Annotated in this window: 18 protein-coding genes; 14 read left to right on the forward strand and 4 right to left on the reverse strand. The window is 47.2% G+C overall.

Annotated elements, in window-relative coordinates; all coding sequences use genetic code 11:
• The first annotated feature begins 9 nt into the window (after window positions 1-9).
• Window positions 10-432 (forward strand): RNA polymerase sigma factor, encoded by a 423-nt coding sequence (locus tag NQ490_RS10825; protein WP_007045804.1) that lies wholly within the window; start codon window positions 10-12, stop codon window positions 430-432.
• Between the two features lie 173 nt (window positions 433-605).
• On the opposite strand, the gene NQ490_RS10830 is transcribed toward NQ490_RS10825, so the two are convergent.
• Together NQ490_RS10830 and NQ490_RS10835 are read right to left on the reverse strand one after the other, a co-directional pair.
• Window positions 606-1,994, reverse strand: coding sequence for a sensor histidine kinase (locus NQ490_RS10830; RefSeq protein WP_007045805.1), 1,389 nt, complete (start codon window positions 1,992-1,994; stop codon window positions 606-608).
• Window positions 1,995-1,998: 4 nt separating this feature from the next.
• Entirely contained in the window at window positions 1,999-2,700 is a 702-nt protein-coding gene (locus tag NQ490_RS10835; protein WP_007045806.1) for a response regulator transcription factor, read from the reverse strand.
• 156 nt (window positions 2,701-2,856) lie between these two features.
• Here NQ490_RS10835 and NQ490_RS10840 point away from each other — a divergent pair, with 156 nt between their 5' ends.
• The 10 genes from NQ490_RS10840 to NQ490_RS10885 all read left to right on the forward strand — a co-directional run bounded on the left by NQ490_RS10840 (window position 2,857) and on the right by NQ490_RS10885 (window position 10,583).
• Window positions 2,857-3,621: an ABC transporter ATP-binding protein gene (locus tag NQ490_RS10840; protein WP_007045807.1), complete on the forward strand. Its 765-nt coding sequence runs from the start codon at window positions 2,857-2,859 to the stop codon at window positions 3,619-3,621.
• Complete coding sequence (locus NQ490_RS10845; RefSeq protein ID WP_007045808.1) at window positions 3,618-4,343, forward strand: ABC transporter permease; 726 nt, start codon at window positions 3,618-3,620, stop codon at window positions 4,341-4,343. Before NQ490_RS10840 ends, NQ490_RS10845 begins: the two co-directional genes overlap by 4 nt.
• Before the next feature lie 16 nt (window positions 4,344-4,359).
• Window positions 4,360-5,124 carry an ABC transporter permease gene (locus NQ490_RS10850; RefSeq protein ID WP_007045809.1) on the forward strand — a complete coding sequence of 255 codons (765 nt, stop codon included), beginning with the start codon at window positions 4,360-4,362 and terminating at the stop codon, window positions 5,122-5,124.
• Window positions 5,125-5,128: 4 nt separating this feature from the next.
• Window positions 5,129-5,425 carry a hypothetical protein gene (locus tag NQ490_RS10855; RefSeq protein ID WP_007045810.1) on the forward strand — a complete coding sequence of 99 codons (297 nt, stop codon included), beginning with the start codon at window positions 5,129-5,131 and terminating at the stop codon, window positions 5,423-5,425.
• Window positions 5,426-5,435: 10 nt separating this feature from the next.
• Window positions 5,436-5,918: a hypothetical protein gene (locus NQ490_RS10860; RefSeq protein ID WP_007045811.1), complete on the forward strand. Its 483-nt coding sequence runs from the start codon at window positions 5,436-5,438 to the stop codon at window positions 5,916-5,918.
• A gap of 13 nt (window positions 5,919-5,931) precedes the next feature.
• The gene (locus tag NQ490_RS10865; RefSeq protein WP_007045812.1) at window positions 5,932-6,279 is read left to right on the forward strand and encodes a response regulator; all 348 of its coding nucleotides are present in this window, start codon (window positions 5,932-5,934) and stop codon (window positions 6,277-6,279) included.
• 448 nt (window positions 6,280-6,727) lie between these two features.
• Window positions 6,728-7,141, forward strand: coding sequence for a sigma-70 family RNA polymerase sigma factor (locus NQ490_RS10870; protein ID WP_040917417.1), 414 nt, complete (start codon window positions 6,728-6,730; stop codon window positions 7,139-7,141).
• 550 nt (window positions 7,142-7,691) lie between these two features.
• Complete coding sequence (locus tag NQ490_RS10875) at window positions 7,692-7,922, forward strand: helix-turn-helix domain-containing protein (RefSeq protein ID WP_009321998.1); 231 nt, start codon at window positions 7,692-7,694, stop codon at window positions 7,920-7,922.
• Between the two features lie 84 nt (window positions 7,923-8,006).
• Window positions 8,007-9,224: a tyrosine-type recombinase/integrase gene (locus NQ490_RS10880; protein ID WP_040917419.1), complete on the forward strand. Its 1,218-nt coding sequence runs from the start codon at window positions 8,007-8,009 to the stop codon at window positions 9,222-9,224.
• A gap of 147 nt (window positions 9,225-9,371) precedes the next feature.
• Window positions 9,372-10,583: a tyrosine-type recombinase/integrase gene (locus NQ490_RS10885; protein ID WP_007045816.1), complete on the forward strand. Its 1,212-nt coding sequence runs from the start codon at window positions 9,372-9,374 to the stop codon at window positions 10,581-10,583.
• A gap of 387 nt (window positions 10,584-10,970) precedes the next feature.
• On the opposite strand, the gene NQ490_RS10890 is transcribed toward NQ490_RS10885, so the two are convergent.
• Both NQ490_RS10890 and NQ490_RS10895 read right to left on the reverse strand, forming a co-directional pair.
• Window positions 10,971-12,032, reverse strand: a complete 1,062-nt coding sequence (locus NQ490_RS10890) for a tyrosine-type recombinase/integrase (protein ID WP_040917421.1) — start codon at window positions 12,030-12,032, stop codon at window positions 10,971-10,973.
• 65 nt (window positions 12,033-12,097) lie between these two features.
• Complete coding sequence (locus NQ490_RS10895) at window positions 12,098-12,700, reverse strand: helix-turn-helix domain-containing protein (RefSeq protein WP_007045819.1); 603 nt, start codon at window positions 12,698-12,700, stop codon at window positions 12,098-12,100.
• A gap of 163 nt (window positions 12,701-12,863) precedes the next feature.
• Here NQ490_RS10895 and NQ490_RS10900 point away from each other — a divergent pair, with 163 nt between their 5' ends.
• The 3 genes from NQ490_RS10900 to NQ490_RS10910 all read left to right on the forward strand — a co-directional run bounded on the left by NQ490_RS10900 (window position 12,864) and on the right by NQ490_RS10910 (window position 15,581).
• Complete coding sequence (locus tag NQ490_RS10900) at window positions 12,864-13,106, forward strand: hypothetical protein (RefSeq protein ID WP_040917423.1); 243 nt, start codon at window positions 12,864-12,866, stop codon at window positions 13,104-13,106.
• Between the two features lie 140 nt (window positions 13,107-13,246).
• A complete protein-coding gene (locus NQ490_RS10905) occupies window positions 13,247-14,212 on the forward strand; it encodes an AAA family ATPase (protein ID WP_147644633.1) in 966 nt (321 codons plus the stop codon).
• A 193-nt stretch (window positions 14,213-14,405) separates the two neighbouring features.
• Complete coding sequence (locus NQ490_RS10910) at window positions 14,406-15,581, forward strand: plasmid recombination protein (RefSeq protein ID WP_341271061.1); 1,176 nt, start codon at window positions 14,406-14,408, stop codon at window positions 15,579-15,581.
• Window positions 15,582-15,818 lie beyond the last annotated feature (237 nt).

The raw sequence follows: 15,818 nt of genomic DNA on the forward strand, positions 1-15,818 counted from the left end.
AGGTACATAATGAAGAAAGTCAATCTTAGGGACTTATATCCTGATGTTTATAAAACAGATCATTTTATAGAGGTAACAGAAGATGTGCTGGAGACGATCCGTGACGCTGAGCGTGCAGAAGCTGCCTATGACCGGAGGATGTATCGCTATAAGGCGTATTACTCCCTGGACTGCGACAACGGCATTGAAAATGCGATCCTGATGAAGCCCCAGACACCGGAAATGCTTCTGGAGGAAAAGCAGCTGCGGGAGCAGCTCTACGCCGCAGTGATGGCGCTGCCGGAGAAACAGGCCAAGCGGATCTATGCCCGGTATTATCTGGGTATGCGTGTGAGCGAGATCGCCGCAGCGGAGGGTGTAGACCCAAGCCGTGTCCGTGACAGCATCCGGCGCGGTCTGAAGCAACTGGCAAAGTTTTTTAAGATAGAATAAGCAAAGGGCGCAAGGTATCAAAGTGCTTCTGGCACAGGACCTTGCGCCCCATCTATTGCAGTAGCTTTAGAGGAGTATTTCGCAGAGTTGTCTTTGGATGCAAAAGAAGCAGGGACCTTTTCAGATTTCCGGCTTCTTTTGTGCTAGTGATAAATATCCAAAATGCTTTTGACTTAACTCAAATGGGCTTTTGGGATTGTATCTGTAGAGTCAAAAGTCAAGATGATTTTACATCCACAGTTAATCTTACTGTCAATGGTCATAGTCCCTTCATGTGCCGCTACAATTTGTCGAACCAAAACAAGCCCCAGCCCATGTCGAAGATCTAAGCGCTCATCTGTGCTTTCTAAATAATGAGGTTTTTCTTTAAGTTCTTGTAGTTTTTCTTCGGAGAGTCCTATACCATCGTCTTGCACAATAAGCTGAATGGTATTTTCCATCCGTCTTAAAGATAACAGAATCCTACATCCCAGCGGGTTGTGCTTCATACTATTTTGAACAAGATTATTCACGGCTCGTGAAATCAATCTGGCATCACATTCTAACATAGTGTTTTCAGCGTCATTAGCAATTTCAATTCCAATATTATAGCTATCGGAAATTCCTATGTTCAATAGGTCTGCTACATAGGTTCGTAGCAATTTGGATAAGCGAACCATCTCTTTGTGAAGTGGCTGCATTTCATATTCCAACTGCGATACTAAATTCAAATCCTGCACCAGTTCTTTGATTCTTACGCTTTGCTTCCGTACTATTTCAGCCTGTTCTTGGATGGTCTTGCTGGTAGATTCATTTTCCGCAATGCGGCCCGCATACCCCATAATCATGGAGAGCGGTGTGCGGATGTCATGGGAAACGCCGCTGATCCAGTTCGCCCGTGCTTCATTTTGCCGATTCAAAATGGAAGAAGCTTTGTTTACGCTGCTTGCAATATCCGACAGTTCTCCGCTGATATGAAGTGAGACTGGCTTTCCATCTGCCAGAGTTTCCACGGCAGATACGATCGGTTCGGTATTACGGATGATTTTGCGTTTGGAGAAATAATAGGCACAAAAGAGGCACAGTACATCCAATCCCAACATTCCAAGCACAAAGACGGGGAGCCGTCGAAGTGCTGAAATGGAATAGTAATTGCTGGTGAGTTTTGTATAGCTGTCTTTTGGATAACCCAATACCAACAGTCCATCATCGGTGTTCCAGACAAAAACCGGATAATCTTCAATATATCCTTTTGAAAACAATGCGACATCTTGAATAGTGTAACTTTTTGGCACTTCATCGGGCAAATCAACCGACCAATAACACTGCCCATCAGCGTTTAAGTAGATTGCCCAAATATGATTCTGCCGGAGCTTTTGCGCTGCGTCATCTGATAATCGTTCTGGTGTGGCGGCAGCAGCGGTCATTTCCAACATGGGGTGCGGGGATGAAGTTCCATAATCCTCGGTCACAACCTTTTGAAATGTCAGGCCGAATACCACTGCGTTAAGAAACAGTAGTATCAGAATAAAAGTAGCGAAAGATATAAGATGTTTTGATATATAATGTGCAAATGATCTCATGGCATTACTTCCTTGCTATCAGCTTGTAGCCCAAACCTTTAATAGTTATCAGGGATACAGGTTTTGATGGATCGGTTTCAATCTTTTCCCGGACACGCCGCACATGAGCATTGAGGCTGTTTTCGTAGCCGAATGGGTTATCCCCCCACAAGGCTTCGCAAAGCGCATCTACGGTAACGATCTTTCCCGCATTGCGGGCAAGCGTTTCAAGCAGGGCGTGTTCTTTGGCCGTTAGGGAAATAACCTCGTTGCCCTTATAGACTTCAGCCCGGCTGAAATCAATCTTACACCCATCTAATACAAGCAGTGGGGAATCCTCTTTATAGGTTCGCCGGAGTACCGCATAGATACGCAGTAGTAATTCCTGTGGCATAAAGGGCTTTGAAATGTAATCGTCTGCACCAAGCCCCAACCCCGATAATTTGTCTGTTGCCTCGTCCTTCGCTGTTAAAAAAATGATCGGCACATTGGTAAAGGTGCGGAGCTGCTGCATCAAAGAAAAGCCGTCCCCATCTGGCAGCATGACATCCAAAACAATTAAATCAGGAGTTTCCTCTTTTGCGGTCAAAATAGCTTCTTTGACCGACATAGCAGTAAGGACAGTTTCAAATCCTGCATCTTTCAATATATCTGATATCATCTTCAATAGTTCCTGTTCGTCATCTACCAACAGGAGCCTTTTACTATGTAAAAAAGAATTATCCATAGCATCCTCTCCAATCTGATTTTCTTTGCTTCTATTATATCATAGGCTGTCCATTCTGCGATCTTGTCCCTTAAAAAGTAAGGTAAAAGTAAGGACGGGAGAATGTAGATGTCAGGTTGAAGCTGTACCATAAAAACATCGAAAGGAGATGTTTCTATGGACTATATCATCACAACGGAACAGTTGACAAAGAAGTACAAAAATTTCATCTCGGTCAACAATGCTTCGCTTCATATTCGCAAGGGCAGCATTTATGGTTTTCTCGGCCCCAACGGTGCGGGGAAATCTACGACCATGAAAATGCTGCTGGGCCTGACCGCGCCGACAAAGGGCAGCTTTACTATTGATGGGAAGCAGTTCCCGAATGATCGGATTGCCATTCTCAAAGAGATCGGCTCTTTCATCGAAGCGCCGTCTTTCTACGCAAACCTGACCGGGCGGGAAAATCTTGATATTATCCGCCGCATTTTGGGACTGCCGAAAGCCGATGTGGAGGATGCTCTGGAACTGGTAGGGCTGACTGAGTTTGGCGACCGGCTGGCAAAAAAGTATTCGCTGGGAATGAAGCAACGCTTGGGCCTTGCCGGGGCGCTGCTGGGGCGTCCGCCGATCCTGATTCTGGACGAACCCACCAACGGCCTTGACCCGTCCGGTATCCACGAAATCCGCAATCTGGTAAAATCCTTGCCCAGCCTTTACGACTGCACGGTGCTGATCTCGTCCCATATGCTGTCTGAAATCGAATTGATTGCAGATGACATTGGGATTCTCAACCACGGGCGGATGCTATTTGAGGGAAGTATGAATGATCTGCGTCAGTACGCTCTGCAATCCGGTTTTGCTGCGGACAATCTGGAAGATGTGTTCCTTTCTATGGTTGAGAAAGATAACATGGACAGAAAGCAGAGGGCAAAATTATGAAAACGCTGGCAATCGAACTTCGGAAAGAAAAGCGAACCGGCGTGATTCCTGTGCTGCTGGCCGTTGGTGTCTTGGGAGCCGCCTACGCATTTGTCAATTTCATTGTGCGGAAAGACACACTTCTGAATCTGCCGCTGGCCCCGATGGATGTCTTGTTGACCCAGCTCTACGGCATGATTATGGTGCTGAATCTGTTCGGTATCGTGGTTGCTACCTGCATGATCTACAACGTGGAATTTAAGGGAAGCGCCGTTAAGAAGATGTATATGCTTCCCGTCAGCGTCCCGGCCATGTATCTGTGCAAATTTCTGATTCTAACGGTCATGTTTTTGGTTGCAATCGTGCTGCAAAACTTGGCGCTTGCACAAATCGGCATGACGGATTTGCCGGACGGAGCGTTTGAGATGGGTACGCTGGTAAGCTTTGCCGGATACTCTTTTCTCACATCCATGCCGGTACTGTCGTTTATGCTGCTGATTTCCTCGCGCTTTGAAAATATGTGGGTGCCGCTTGGAATTGGTGTTGCCGGTTTTCTAAGTGGTATGGCCCTTGCAAATTCGGGGCTGACGCTTTTGCTGGTGCATCCTTTTGTGATTATTCTGAAACCTGCGGTAGCCATGAGCGCCCAGCCTGATCCGACGGTTGCTCTTGTCGCTTTGGCGGAAACACTGTTGTTCCTTGGTGTTGGCTTGTGGCTGGCGAAGTACAGACGCTACGAGTAAGGAGGGATAATAAGAAATGAGCTTTTTGGATTTGCTCAAAATCGAGTTTATGAAAGTAAAACGCTCCAAAATCGTACCCCTGATTTTCATTGCACCTCTATTGGTGGTGGTTTCTGGGGTTGCGAGTTTGAGCAACTACTTTACGCCGGAATACACCAATGCGTGGCCTGCTATGTTTATTCAAAGTGCGCTTGTTTACGCCTACTATCTGCTTCCATTCAGCATGATCGTGGTTTGCGTGATGATCGCAGGACGAGAAACAGGAAATAATGGGATTCTGAAAATGCTGGCGCTGCCGGTCAGCCGCTGCGCATTATCCATTGCCAAATTCTGTGTGCTTACCTTTTATCTGTTTATGGAGATGGTGGTGTTTCTTGTCGTATTTGTAATCGCTGGGTTGATTGCAACACAGACAATGGTGGTCACAGAGACCCTGCCAATCCTGTATCTTCTGAAATGGTGCTTGGGGCTGTTTCTGACTATGCTGCCGTGCATTGCGGCTATGTGGGCCATCACCGTACTGTTTGAAAAGCCGCTTCTCTCTGTGGGATTGAATTTGCTGCTTGTGATTCCTGGTGTATTGGTTGCAAATACGCCGCTGTGGATCGCCTACCCGTATTGTTACAGCGGTTATCTCGTTTCCTGCTCTCTCCATGACTTTACAGCAGAAACTTCCGACGCCGCTTTTTCGATGTTTCCGTTCCTGCCGTGCGCGATAGTCGTGTTTGGTCTGTTTTTCGCGCTGGCTGTCACCCAATTTGGGAAAAAAGAAATGAGGTAAAACTATGGAAAGGAAAAAACTTCAATCAGTTAGTATCGCTGCGCTCATTGTGAGCATCCTGCCGCTGGCGGCTCTTGCCCCGTCGTTCCTGCACCTTTCGCTGTCGGACAGAGTCCGAACCGCTTGGGCCGGAGCCAATATCGTTTTTGTCCTGCTGAGCCTGATCCTTTCGGTGGTATGTGTGCGGAGCAAGGAAAGCCGCAGCGTTATCAATATCGCATCCACGGCAATCAGCGCGTTTTGGGCGTTACTGATGGTGGGAATTGTTGCGCTTGCCGTGTTCCTTACTTTCGTTCAGTGAGGAAATTGCTATGCGGAAAATCATTGGATGTTGCCTGATTGCTGTTTCTTTACTGGCCTGTACTGCCTGCTCCGGCCTCGACAGGTTAAGTGAAAATCTCAGGGAAGGAGCAGAGCAATTAGGTGATGATGTAGTGATTGGGAAAAGCAACGCTCTTATAGCCCCTTATCAGTCTTTTGAGGGCAGCCGGACTTCGGACAACGATGCTTTTCTGGCCACCTATGACGCTTCTGTAACTGGATTTAACGGACAGGATATTTTGGTTGCTGACACCGACCTCAAGGAAAATGAGTGCCGTGAAATTGTAATCCGATACCAGTTTGATTCTCTTGATGGGGACTGTCAACTCATTTACATCTCCCCGGACTTGGAGGAGCAAGTGCTTTCTGAATCTGCCAGCGGAAGCGTTGCCGTTCAGCTTCAAGCTGGAGCGAACTACATCGGAATCACCGGCACAGACTATTCGGGCGCGATCCAGATTACTGTGGGATAAACGATAGAATGATATGAAACGAATATTGGTAGTGGATGATAACACGGAATATCTGCAAGTCCTGTCATCTGTGTTATCGGGCGATTTTGATACGATTAAGGCCACGGGCGTCAAGGAAGCATTGGACATACTTCAAGCAGTCACAGTTGATGCAATCTGTTCCGATTTCAACATGAAAGATGGCACGGGGTTGGGTTTGCTTGAAAAAATCCGACATAAAGGTTTGAGAACGCCTTTTCTGCTAATGTCTGGCGATGACAGTAGAACATTAGAGCAAAAAGCCAAACTGTACTATGGTGGTTTCTGTTGCAAAACTGATTTTGATTTAATCCGTAAAATTAAAGCCTTAGTCAGCAACTAAATAAAGATACCATCTGCCGGACGACGGCAAAAGAAAAAAAGCCGTCGTAGAGCAGACAATTTGACACGCCCATTTGAAACGGCGGCTTTGATTTTCAGAGCCGCCGTTTCTTTGCGTTTGCACAAACCAATGACGACTTGCAGGGACACGGTAGCCGATTGGAGGTTAATTTACCGTGTCCCGTTTGCTTTTTCAAAGCTCACATGATCTACATCAGTTAAAAAAAGCATTGCTCCTCCTCCGGGCAAGTATAATATTGTATCGGCATTATCGTTCTATGTAATTCGGCATAATAGTGGTTGTTTTTGGCGCGCCAGTTTTCCATCGCGGAAATCTGGCGTTTTTTGTTGCCATTTTTTCAGAGATGATCCGGTTGTTTGCCGATGCCGTTCCCCACCTCCTTTCGATTCACTTGTCAATCACCCGTGAATCGAAATGGAGGTACAGAATGAAGAAAATTAACCTTCGAGAACTTTATCCTGATGTTTATACAACAGACTTTTTGGTAGATGTGACAGAGGAAGTAATGGAGGCTATTCGAGCTGCTGAGCGTGCAGAAGCTGCCTATGACCGGAGGATGTATCGCTATAAGGCGCATTACTCCCTGGACTGTGACAACGGCATTGAAAATGCGGTGCTGTTGAAGCCGCAAACACCGGAGATGGTTTTGGAGGAAAAACAGTTTCAGGAGCAGGTCTATGCTGCTGTGATGAAGCTGCCGGAGAAACAGGCAAAGAGGATTTATGCCAGATACTACCTGGGAATGACGGTAAATGAAATTGCTGAAGTAGAAGGTGTAGACCCAAGCCGTGTCCGGGACAGCATCCGGCGTGGTTTAAAGCAGCTCGGAAAATATTTTTGATAAAGTTTCATTTGATGCGCCTGTTTTTTGCCTTTTTTGTCAGTGTTAATAAGAAGGACAAGTTTTCCTCCTTCATCAGTACATTGACAATCGAATAGACAGCACAACAGGTACATAACCCATGTATGAGCGAATATGAAACGCCGCGAAGATGGAGCAGTCAGGGAGGTGATGAAAGAACTGCTTCGGAGCGATCTACGATTTCATAAAACGGATTGTGGCAGATTCGGCGCGATGACTGCATGGGGGCTTAAAGATACTTCCTCACGGCCCGCCAAAGACTTGGGGGGAACCCTGCGGCACACGATACGAACGATGCTGCGGAGTTATGACAGCCGCGCCAGCGGAGACCTGTTGTGTTCCCATCGTCAGGGGGCGTGGCAAATGTGACGAGAATTGAGTCATATTAAAATAGGAAGCGACTGCTCTTTTGGGTGGCCGCTTTCTATTCAAAATCAGATACCATGCGCTGGCAGTTTCGGCTGCCAGCGTATTCATGTGATTTTGAAAGCACGATGATAACCTTGACAGATAGGAGGGAATATAGTCTATGGAAAAGCTCATTACACGAAAAGAAGCTGCTGAAATCTTAGGAATCAGCATAGCAACGCTGGATGCCGCCCGTAACAACGGCTTAATCTCTTATGTGCAGTATGTTCAGAATGGCTGTGTGTATTTTACTGCGGCAGGTCTCCAGGAGTATATCGCAAAATGCACGCACAGAGCAAAACCAGTTGAGAGAAGCGCAACTTACCGTAAACCTCGAAGCGGAAGATCGTGAGCCGGTCCGTATCCTTGATGGAATCAGAGAGGTCTGATAAAACAAAGGTACAGCGCTGGAGATTATTCTTAGGAGGTGGAGGAATTGGCAAATAGAAAAATAATACTTCCTCAATATGGCACAGTCATGAAAAGAGGTGTCCTATATTATAGGACCAGAATCAAAGATGCGAATGGTAAGCTCGTAGCTATCTACGCAAAAACACCTGAAGAACTATATAACAAAGAAACGCTTGCGTTGGAACAGATTGAGAATGCTACTTTTCATCGGAAAACGCCCACAGTTGCAGAGTATTGTGAAAAGTGGCTTCTGATGCAGTCGGTTCATGTACGAGCCACTACCTTGACGGATTACACATCAAAGGTCAGGCGGCATATTATAGCGGAATTGGGAGATAAACGGATGGGTGAGGTTAGCCTGGATGATATTCAGCTTGCCCTTGTTCCGGTTTCCAAAAAATCTGCATCGGTTTATAAATCTGTGGTAATCCTTTACAAATCTATCTTTCGCGCAGCGATGGAAAGCAGGATTATTGACCACAACCCAACGATTTATCTGACCACAAAAGGTGGCGGTGTTCCACAAGAGGATCGTCAGGCTTTGACAGATGAACAGGTGGAGCGCCTTTTGGATGCTATCCGAGATTTGCCGCCTTATGTCTTTGTCATGATTGGTTTATATGCAGGGCTACGCCGGGAAGAAATTCTTGCTCTGCAATGGGATTCAGTATATCTGGATACAGATACTCCATATCTGACGGTAAGACGGGCATGGCACACCGAACATAACAGACCGGTGATTTCGGATGAATTGAAAACCAAGGCTGCGGAGAGAAATATCCCCCTTCCTGTTTGCTTGGCTGAGTGTTTGAAAGCAGCAAAGGAAACTTCGACTTCGGAGTATGTGGTTTCAAACCGGGATGGCGAACCGCTGTCCTACACGCAGTTTAAGCGACTTTGGCAGTATATTGTTACGAGGACGGTCAAGGAGCGGAGCTATTATCGGTATGAAGATGGAAAAAGAGTAAAGCATACTGTCACACCTGTCTTGGGAGAAAAGGCTGCTCATAACGGAAAAGTGGTTTACAGTCTGGACTTTGAAGTAACACCCCATCAGCTGCGGCATACTTACATTACCAATCTCATTCATGCATCGGTAGATCCCAAAACGGTTCAATACCTGGCAGGCCATGAAAGCAGCAAGATTACCATGGACATTTATGCAAAGGTTAAGTACAACAGACCAAATGAGTTGGTCAGATCAATGAACTGTGCGTTTGCAAGCTGGGATGCAGCACAGTAATAACAAATAGGAAATGAAGCAGGAGCGAGGCAAGGATGTCTCGCTCTTTGTTTTACCTCAGCCGTATCTTTGATTAAATCGAGGCTTTCTGATAAAAAGAGAGTGTAGATACGGAGACTACACATTATCAAGAAAGGACGATCAAAGATGGCAAAAAAGAAAACACAGATCCCGAAGTACGGGACCATTACATTGAAAGGAATCCAGTATTACAGAACCAGGATTACGGATGCAGATGGCAAAGAGTTGAGTTTGTATGCCGCAACTTGTGAAGAATTGTATGAGAAGCAGTTAGAGGCCCGGAAGCAGGTGGAAGAAATTATCTTTCACCGGCAGCACCCGACAGTAGCCGAGTATGGAGAGAAGTGGCTGCTGATGCAGTCGGCAAAGGTGTCTGCGTCTACACTCAGAGGTTATACGAGGGATATGACAAACTATATCATAAAACCTCTGGGAGAGATGTATATGGAAGAAGTGACCGCTGACGATATTCGGCTGGCGCTTGTTCCATTGTCAAAGAAATCGGAAGGCTTATACAATAAGGTCAATATGCTACTCAAGTGCATTTTTTATGCGGCAGAGAGAAACCAAATTCTTGAACACAATCCCTGTGTGGGAATATCGGGCAAGGGCGGAAAACCATCAAAAAAGAGAGAGGCATTGACAGATCAGCAGGTAGCCGTGCTTCTGGATACAGTCAAGGGGCTTCCTCCATATTTGTTTATTATGCTCGGTTTATATTCCGGTCTGCGTCGGGAAGAAATTCTTGCACTGCAATGGGATTGTGTATTTCTGGACGAGGATACACCTTATCTATCGGTGAGGCGGGCATGGCGTACAGAGCATAACAGACCCGTGATTTCTACGGTGCTAAAGACTCCGGCGGCAAAAAGGGATATTCCGATACCGAAGTGTTTGGTGGATTGTCTGAGAGAAACGAAAGAAAATTCCATATCAGATTATGTGATTGCTGACAGTAAAGGGGAGCCGCTGGCTGCTTCGCAGTTTCAAAGAGTGTGGCAGTATGTCGTTGTCCGCTCCACTAAGCCCCGGAACTATTATAAGTATGTGAATGGGCAGAGCATCAAATACGCGGTTACCCCAACGCTGGGCATGACCCAGAAAAATCAACCCAAAATCAGATATACGCTGGACTTTGATGTAACCCCGCATCAGCTACGGCACACTTACATTACCAATCTTCTCTATGCTGGTGTTGATCCAAAGACCGTCCAATACCTTGCCGGACACGAAAACAGCAAAACAACTATGGACATCTATGCAAAAGTGAAGTACAATAAACCAGAGGAGCTGTTTGGGGTAGTAAATGGTGCGTTTCATCAGGCTATTGCTGAATGAAAAAAGGCCGTTTTTTATGGTCCGCACACCGGATAACTGAGAGGCAGAAAGCCGGAAAAGCCCGGAGTATCAAGGAAAAACAGCTCAAAAACTCGCGCAGTACGGCTTGAAGGCTGCCCGTCGCGCTCCCCAGTTCAGCAAGCGCTGATTGTCCGCACTACTTGCGAACTTTTCAGTACGCTTCACGACTTTTTTGCACGATTGTGTGCAGAAAATCGGATGCGCCTGACGTGGTGGAATGCAGCAAATCGCCTTGGAACCTGCTGAAAAAGCAGCAGGTAAGAAGCGAGTATGCAGCAGACCATCCCGAAGCAAATTGCCTATCGCAGGAGACGTTTTTCGCAAGGAGAACGTCTCCTGCTTTTTTATTTGCAAAAAAGAAAGACCTTATGGCTTGCAAATCATGTTGATACCGTCGATAAGGGTCTGGATATCCAGATGAGTGTACACACGTTCGGTCAGGCTCATGGCACCGGAATGACCGGCAATCTTCTTCTGAATGGTGGGGTTCACACCGGCATCAGCCATCATGGAAATACAGGTATGCCGGGTGTCGTGGGGCTTGTGCTTCATCCCGTATTCTTCCATCAAAGGGTCCCAGTAGGTGTCGCAGTAATTGAAGTAGTCCAGATGCTTGCCGTCGGTGGTGCAAAGCAGATACTCGCAGGGCGAGCGCTCCATCCATCCTTTGTAAAAGGGCAGCATCTTGTCTGCAATGGGCACCTTCCGGATACCGTTTTCGGTTTTGCTTTCCACCACATCAAAATACTGTTTTTCCAGATGGACGTTCTCCTTCTTCAGATCCAGAAACTCCGAAATGCGGCAGGCATTGTAATTGAGCATGAGCAAAATCTGACAATAGGGATTGGCTTTGTGCGCCCACAGGGTTGCCAGCTCTTCTTTTGTGAAGATATTGCGGTCACGCCGGTTGGGATTCTTGTCCCGGTAACCTGCCAGATCGACAAATTGGGAATAGTCCTTATTGCAGATGTCGTTCTTCATGGCATAGGCATACATCTGGTTGAACAGACCCTTTAGCTTTTTCAGCGTAGGATAGTTCTTGCCGCAGGTTTCAATGACAAGCTGCAAGTCACACAGTTTGATCTCACGGAAGGCTTTATCGTACAAAAATCCGCAGACTTTGTACGAAGCCTCATACCCCTTTACATTGGAATGTGAGATAGTGGGATACTTGGATTTGGACCAGCGCTCGTACACTTCGGCGAAAGTGACCTTGGCGGTATCCACATCATAAGGGTTCTGATTGTATTCGGCCAGCATTTTCAGACCTTCGGCTCGGGTTTCAGCATAGCCGATGATGATGAAATCCTGAATCTGTCTGCCTTTTCCTTTATCCAAATGCCAGCCGATGGTTTTGCGTACCATATAGGGTTTTCTGCGTTTTCCGGACATTTTGACTACGCTGCCGTAGCCATTGGGTAATTTCATGTTTTTATCAAACTCCCTTTCGCTCAGGCAGATTTTATGATAAAGAGGAAAACCTCTTATCAGCATTACTTCAGATTTTCCAGCTGCTCCTTGGTCATGGTCTTCAGCTCGGCAAGGCTATATTTGCTGAGATCGGCGGAGTAGAGGGGCTTGTCTGTCAAGGGCGTTCCGGCATATTGGGCCGTATTCTCCTGCATCCAGCTTTTCATCTGTTTGGGATTGTGCCAGTACTCTTCGGACCATGTGCGTGCGGAGGAGAAGTTCTCCAGAAGGTAGCAAAGCGTTCCATTCAGACTGGCATCGGGATTGTCAGCACGAAAAATCAGGGAAGCGGTGAAATTCCCATCATCGTTTTGTTCGTGTTTGATGTCCACATCAAAATGTAGCTCTTTCTTTTTATTGAGCTCATAGAGTACTGCGATGACGTCGGACAGAGAGTTCAGTTGCAGTTGGGGTTCTTCAAACCCCAACAGGTAGGAAGGGGTTACCCCCAAAAAGTTTGCAATGCTGCATACGGTGTCAAAGAAAATCCTGCTTTCACCACTTTCGTAGCTCTGCACGGTGCGCAGGCTTTTCCCCAAAAACTTCGCAAGTTGAGTCTGTGTAATATTTTTTTCTGTGCGGACTTCTTTGATGCGCTGTCCGATTTGTTCGTTTGTAAGATTCATGGCTTCTCACCTCGTCTTAATACTATCATAGGAATGCGAAGAAATCAAGCATCTTAGGCAAATTATATGAAAATTAAACTCATATACAAGATTGACATACGCAATAAAACTGCGTATAATGTAATTGCTGAAAAGCAATCACAAGCAGAAGGAGGTGGAAAGCATGGGAGAAAGTCAGAACTACGGAAAGATGCCGCCGTTTACGGGGAGAAATGTGCCGGTAACGGAAATTGCAAGGGCAATGCACAAGGACGCGCAGTATGTACGAGTGGGCCTGCAACAGGGAATTTTCAAGTTCGGTTACGCAGTCAAGCTGGAAGGTTCCAACGAGTATAACTACTACTGTCCTGACCGCAAGGTATGGGAGGAAATCGGCTATTTTAACCCGGAGAGTCATGTTGGGTAACAAAAAAGAGCGCTTACCCGTGCAGGGGTAAACGCTCCGATGAAAGACAGTACCAACAGCGGCTGCTGTGTGTAACTATCAGGCACCACTGATATTTTACCACAGCAGCCGCCATTTTTGAAGAAAAAATGGGAGGCTTTATGGAAAATGAGAGTACTGTAAAATTGATTTCCCTGGATACAATTCCCGTACAAGAAGTGGAGTGGCTGGTATATCCATTCATTCCCTGCGGAAAGATCACCATCATTCAGGGCGATCCCGGCGAAGGGAAAACGACCTTTATTCTGCAGCTGATCGCGCGTCTCACTACCGGCAGACCTGCATGGGACGGAATGTCTCCTATGACACCCGGCAACGTGATCTACCAGACGGCGGAGGATGGTCTGTCGGATACCATCAAGCCAAGACTGCTCGCCGCCGGTGCGGCCTGTGACAAGGTGCTGATGATCGACGACAGCGATAGGGCGCTGACACTGGAGGATGACCGGCTGGAACAGGCCATTGTGCAGACCCATGCACGGCTGGTTGTGCTTGACCCGATCCAAGGCTACATCGGGGCCGGGGTGGATATGCACCGCGCCAATGAGATCAGACCGCTGATGCACAGGATCGGTGTCTTGGCTGAAAAGCATCACTGTGCCATTGTCCTGATCGGGCACATGAACAAGAACAGCGGGGAAAAATCCAGTTACCGGGGACTCGGTTCCATCGACTTTCAGGCTGCTGCCAGAAGTGTTCTGGTGGTGGGCCGTATCAAGGATGATCCGACGCTGCGGGTTGTCTGCCCCACCAAAAGTTCCCTGGCTCCGGAAGGAAAGGCTATCGCCTTTCGCCTCGACCCGGAGCAGGGCTTTCAATGGGCAGGTGAATATGACATCAGCGCAGAAGATTTGCTTTCAGGCAACAGCCGAGGGCACAAGCTGCGGGAAGCACAGAATTTCCTGCAGGAAGTGCTGGCGGAAGGGGCTCTGCCGCAAACTGAAATAGAGGCAGCTGCGGAGCAAAAAGGCATCAAGCCCAAAACGCTGCGCAATGCCCGGTACGAATTGGGTGTCACTTCCCACAAGGTGGGAAAACGATGGTTGTGGGAATTGCCACAAGAATAATTTAAGGAGGCAAGATGACCCTATCTATAAGAACAGGGCATCTTGCCTTCTTGAAAACAAGAGATTGCTTTTTCAGCTAGGTAGCCCCGCAGGGCGCAAAGGCGCTTTTGATGCGAAGTGTCAAAAGTGCTTTTGCGTTACTCTTGGCAAGAGTAACAGAACCCGCCGGCTTGCGCCGGAGAAAGGAGAAATTTTGAAAAGGACAATCAGCGCCATGGTTGGGAAAGGCTCCCTCAATCATAACAGCCGTGAGTTTTACGCCCCCAATGTAGACCCGTCCCGCAGCCATCTGAACGTGGAATTCTGCAAGGAAGATATCCGAACGGTGTATCATGAACTGTTTGACGCAGCACAGCAGCGTTACAATGCAAGGCAGACACGCAGTGACCGCCGTATAGCGGACTATTACACAAAAATCAGTTCTTCCAAGCAGGAAAAGCCCTTCCATGAGATTGTGCTGCAAATCGGAAACAAGGATGATACCGGTATCGGCTCGGAAACGGCAGACCTCGCCCGGCAATGTCTGGAAATGTATGTCCACGGCTTCCAAGCGCGAAACCACACACTGCGTATGTTCTCCGCTCATTTGCACATGGATGAAGCGACGCCCCATGTCCATATTGATTTTGTGCCCTATATCACCGGCAGCAAACGGGGAATGGATACCCGTGTATCCCTCAAACAGGCGCTGGCGCAGATGGGCTTTGTGGGCGGAACACGCAGCGCCACAGAGTGGAATCTTTGGGTGCAGCGGGAAAAGCAGGTGCTGGCGGATATCATGCGGGAGCATGGCATCGAATGGGAGCAGCTCGGCACCCACGAAGAACACCTATCGGTATTGGAGTACAAAAAGCAGGAACGCAGCAAGGAGGTCAAGGAACTGGATTCCGCCATTGCGCAGAAACGCACCGAAGTGGAAAAGATAGAGGATACCTTGCAGGCGGTCCAGAAACAAGTGGTGGACCTTGATAAGATCGAGGCTGTCAGTGCGAAAAAGGCGCTTTTGAGTGATCGGGTAACGCTGCCGCGCAGTGACTTTGAGAGCCTGTTCCATGCGGCCAAACAGTATGTGGTGTACCGCCGTCAGGATGAACAGCTGCAGAAACTGCTGGATGCCGCCCAGGAGAAAATCCGGCAGCTGGAAAGTGTGCTGAACAGTCTGAAAGAGAAAGTGAATGATCTGACCAACAGACTGGCAGAGCAGACCTCTCATCATCGTCAGTCACTCATGTTGGAAAGAGCACGGCGGATGCAGATGGAAAAAGAAAACACACGCCTCAAACGGGAAAAGGCAGGCATGGTGGCGCTTCTGCGTAAACATGGAATTGTATGGAAGGAAAATCTGTTCACCGAACGAAACGAGAGATAAAAATGTAGATCTTGTATAATCATGAAAAGAAAAAGCCGACCGAGAGTTATCCTGGTCGGCTTTTGTTATTATAAATTCTAAATGACTTGAGGTGTTTGAATAATTCGAAAATATAAAACTTGCTTTGTATGTAAAGTAGAATTCTATATAGAGTTGATCTTTTTTATTTGATATAATGATATTAAATATTGGAAATTGGAATTGAATGGGCGAACTATTTAAGGAGAAGTAATTTGA

The sequence above is a fragment of the Subdoligranulum variabile genome (assembly GCF_025152575.1).
GTDB lineage: Bacteria > Bacillota > Clostridia > Oscillospirales > Ruminococcaceae > Gemmiger > Gemmiger variabilis.

What these genes read in the sequence shown, in the direction of transcription:
- NQ490_RS10840 (WP_007045807.1), top strand. Translation starts at nt 2,857, where the DNA reads ATGGACTATATCATCACAACGGAACAGTTGACAAAGAAGTACAAAAAT.
- NQ490_RS10845 (WP_007045808.1), top strand. Translation starts at nt 3,618, where the DNA reads ATGAAAACGCTGGCAATCGAACTTCGGAAAGAAAAGCGAACCGGCGTG.
- NQ490_RS10890 (WP_040917421.1), bottom strand. Translation starts at nt 12,032, where the DNA reads ATGAAATTACCCAATGGCTACGGCAGCGTAGTCAAAATGTCCGGAAAA.
- NQ490_RS10865 (WP_007045812.1), top strand. Translation starts at nt 5,932, where the DNA reads ATGAAACGAATATTGGTAGTGGATGATAACACGGAATATCTGCAAGTC.
- NQ490_RS10905 (WP_147644633.1), top strand. Translation starts at nt 13,247, where the DNA reads ATGGAAAATGAGAGTACTGTAAAATTGATTTCCCTGGATACAATTCCC.
- NQ490_RS10860 (WP_007045811.1), top strand. Translation starts at nt 5,436, where the DNA reads ATGCGGAAAATCATTGGATGTTGCCTGATTGCTGTTTCTTTACTGGCC.
- NQ490_RS10835 (WP_007045806.1), bottom strand. Translation starts at nt 2,700, where the DNA reads ATGGATAATTCTTTTTTACATAGTAAAAGGCTCCTGTTGGTAGATGAC.
- NQ490_RS10825 (WP_007045804.1), top strand. Translation starts at nt 10, where the DNA reads ATGAAGAAAGTCAATCTTAGGGACTTATATCCTGATGTTTATAAAACA.
- NQ490_RS10875 (WP_009321998.1), top strand. Translation starts at nt 7,692, where the DNA reads ATGGAAAAGCTCATTACACGAAAAGAAGCTGCTGAAATCTTAGGAATC.
- NQ490_RS10870 (WP_040917417.1), top strand. Translation starts at nt 6,728, where the DNA reads ATGAAGAAAATTAACCTTCGAGAACTTTATCCTGATGTTTATACAACA.
- NQ490_RS10900 (WP_040917423.1), top strand. Translation starts at nt 12,864, where the DNA reads ATGGGAGAAAGTCAGAACTACGGAAAGATGCCGCCGTTTACGGGGAGA.
- NQ490_RS10855 (WP_007045810.1), top strand. Translation starts at nt 5,129, where the DNA reads ATGGAAAGGAAAAAACTTCAATCAGTTAGTATCGCTGCGCTCATTGTG.
- NQ490_RS10895 (WP_007045819.1), bottom strand. Translation starts at nt 12,700, where the DNA reads ATGAATCTTACAAACGAACAAATCGGACAGCGCATCAAAGAAGTCCGC.
- NQ490_RS10885 (WP_007045816.1), top strand. Translation starts at nt 9,372, where the DNA reads ATGGCAAAAAAGAAAACACAGATCCCGAAGTACGGGACCATTACATTG.
- NQ490_RS10830 (WP_007045805.1), bottom strand. Translation starts at nt 1,994, where the DNA reads ATGAGATCATTTGCACATTATATATCAAAACATCTTATATCTTTCGCT.
- NQ490_RS10850 (WP_007045809.1), top strand. Translation starts at nt 4,360, where the DNA reads ATGAGCTTTTTGGATTTGCTCAAAATCGAGTTTATGAAAGTAAAACGC.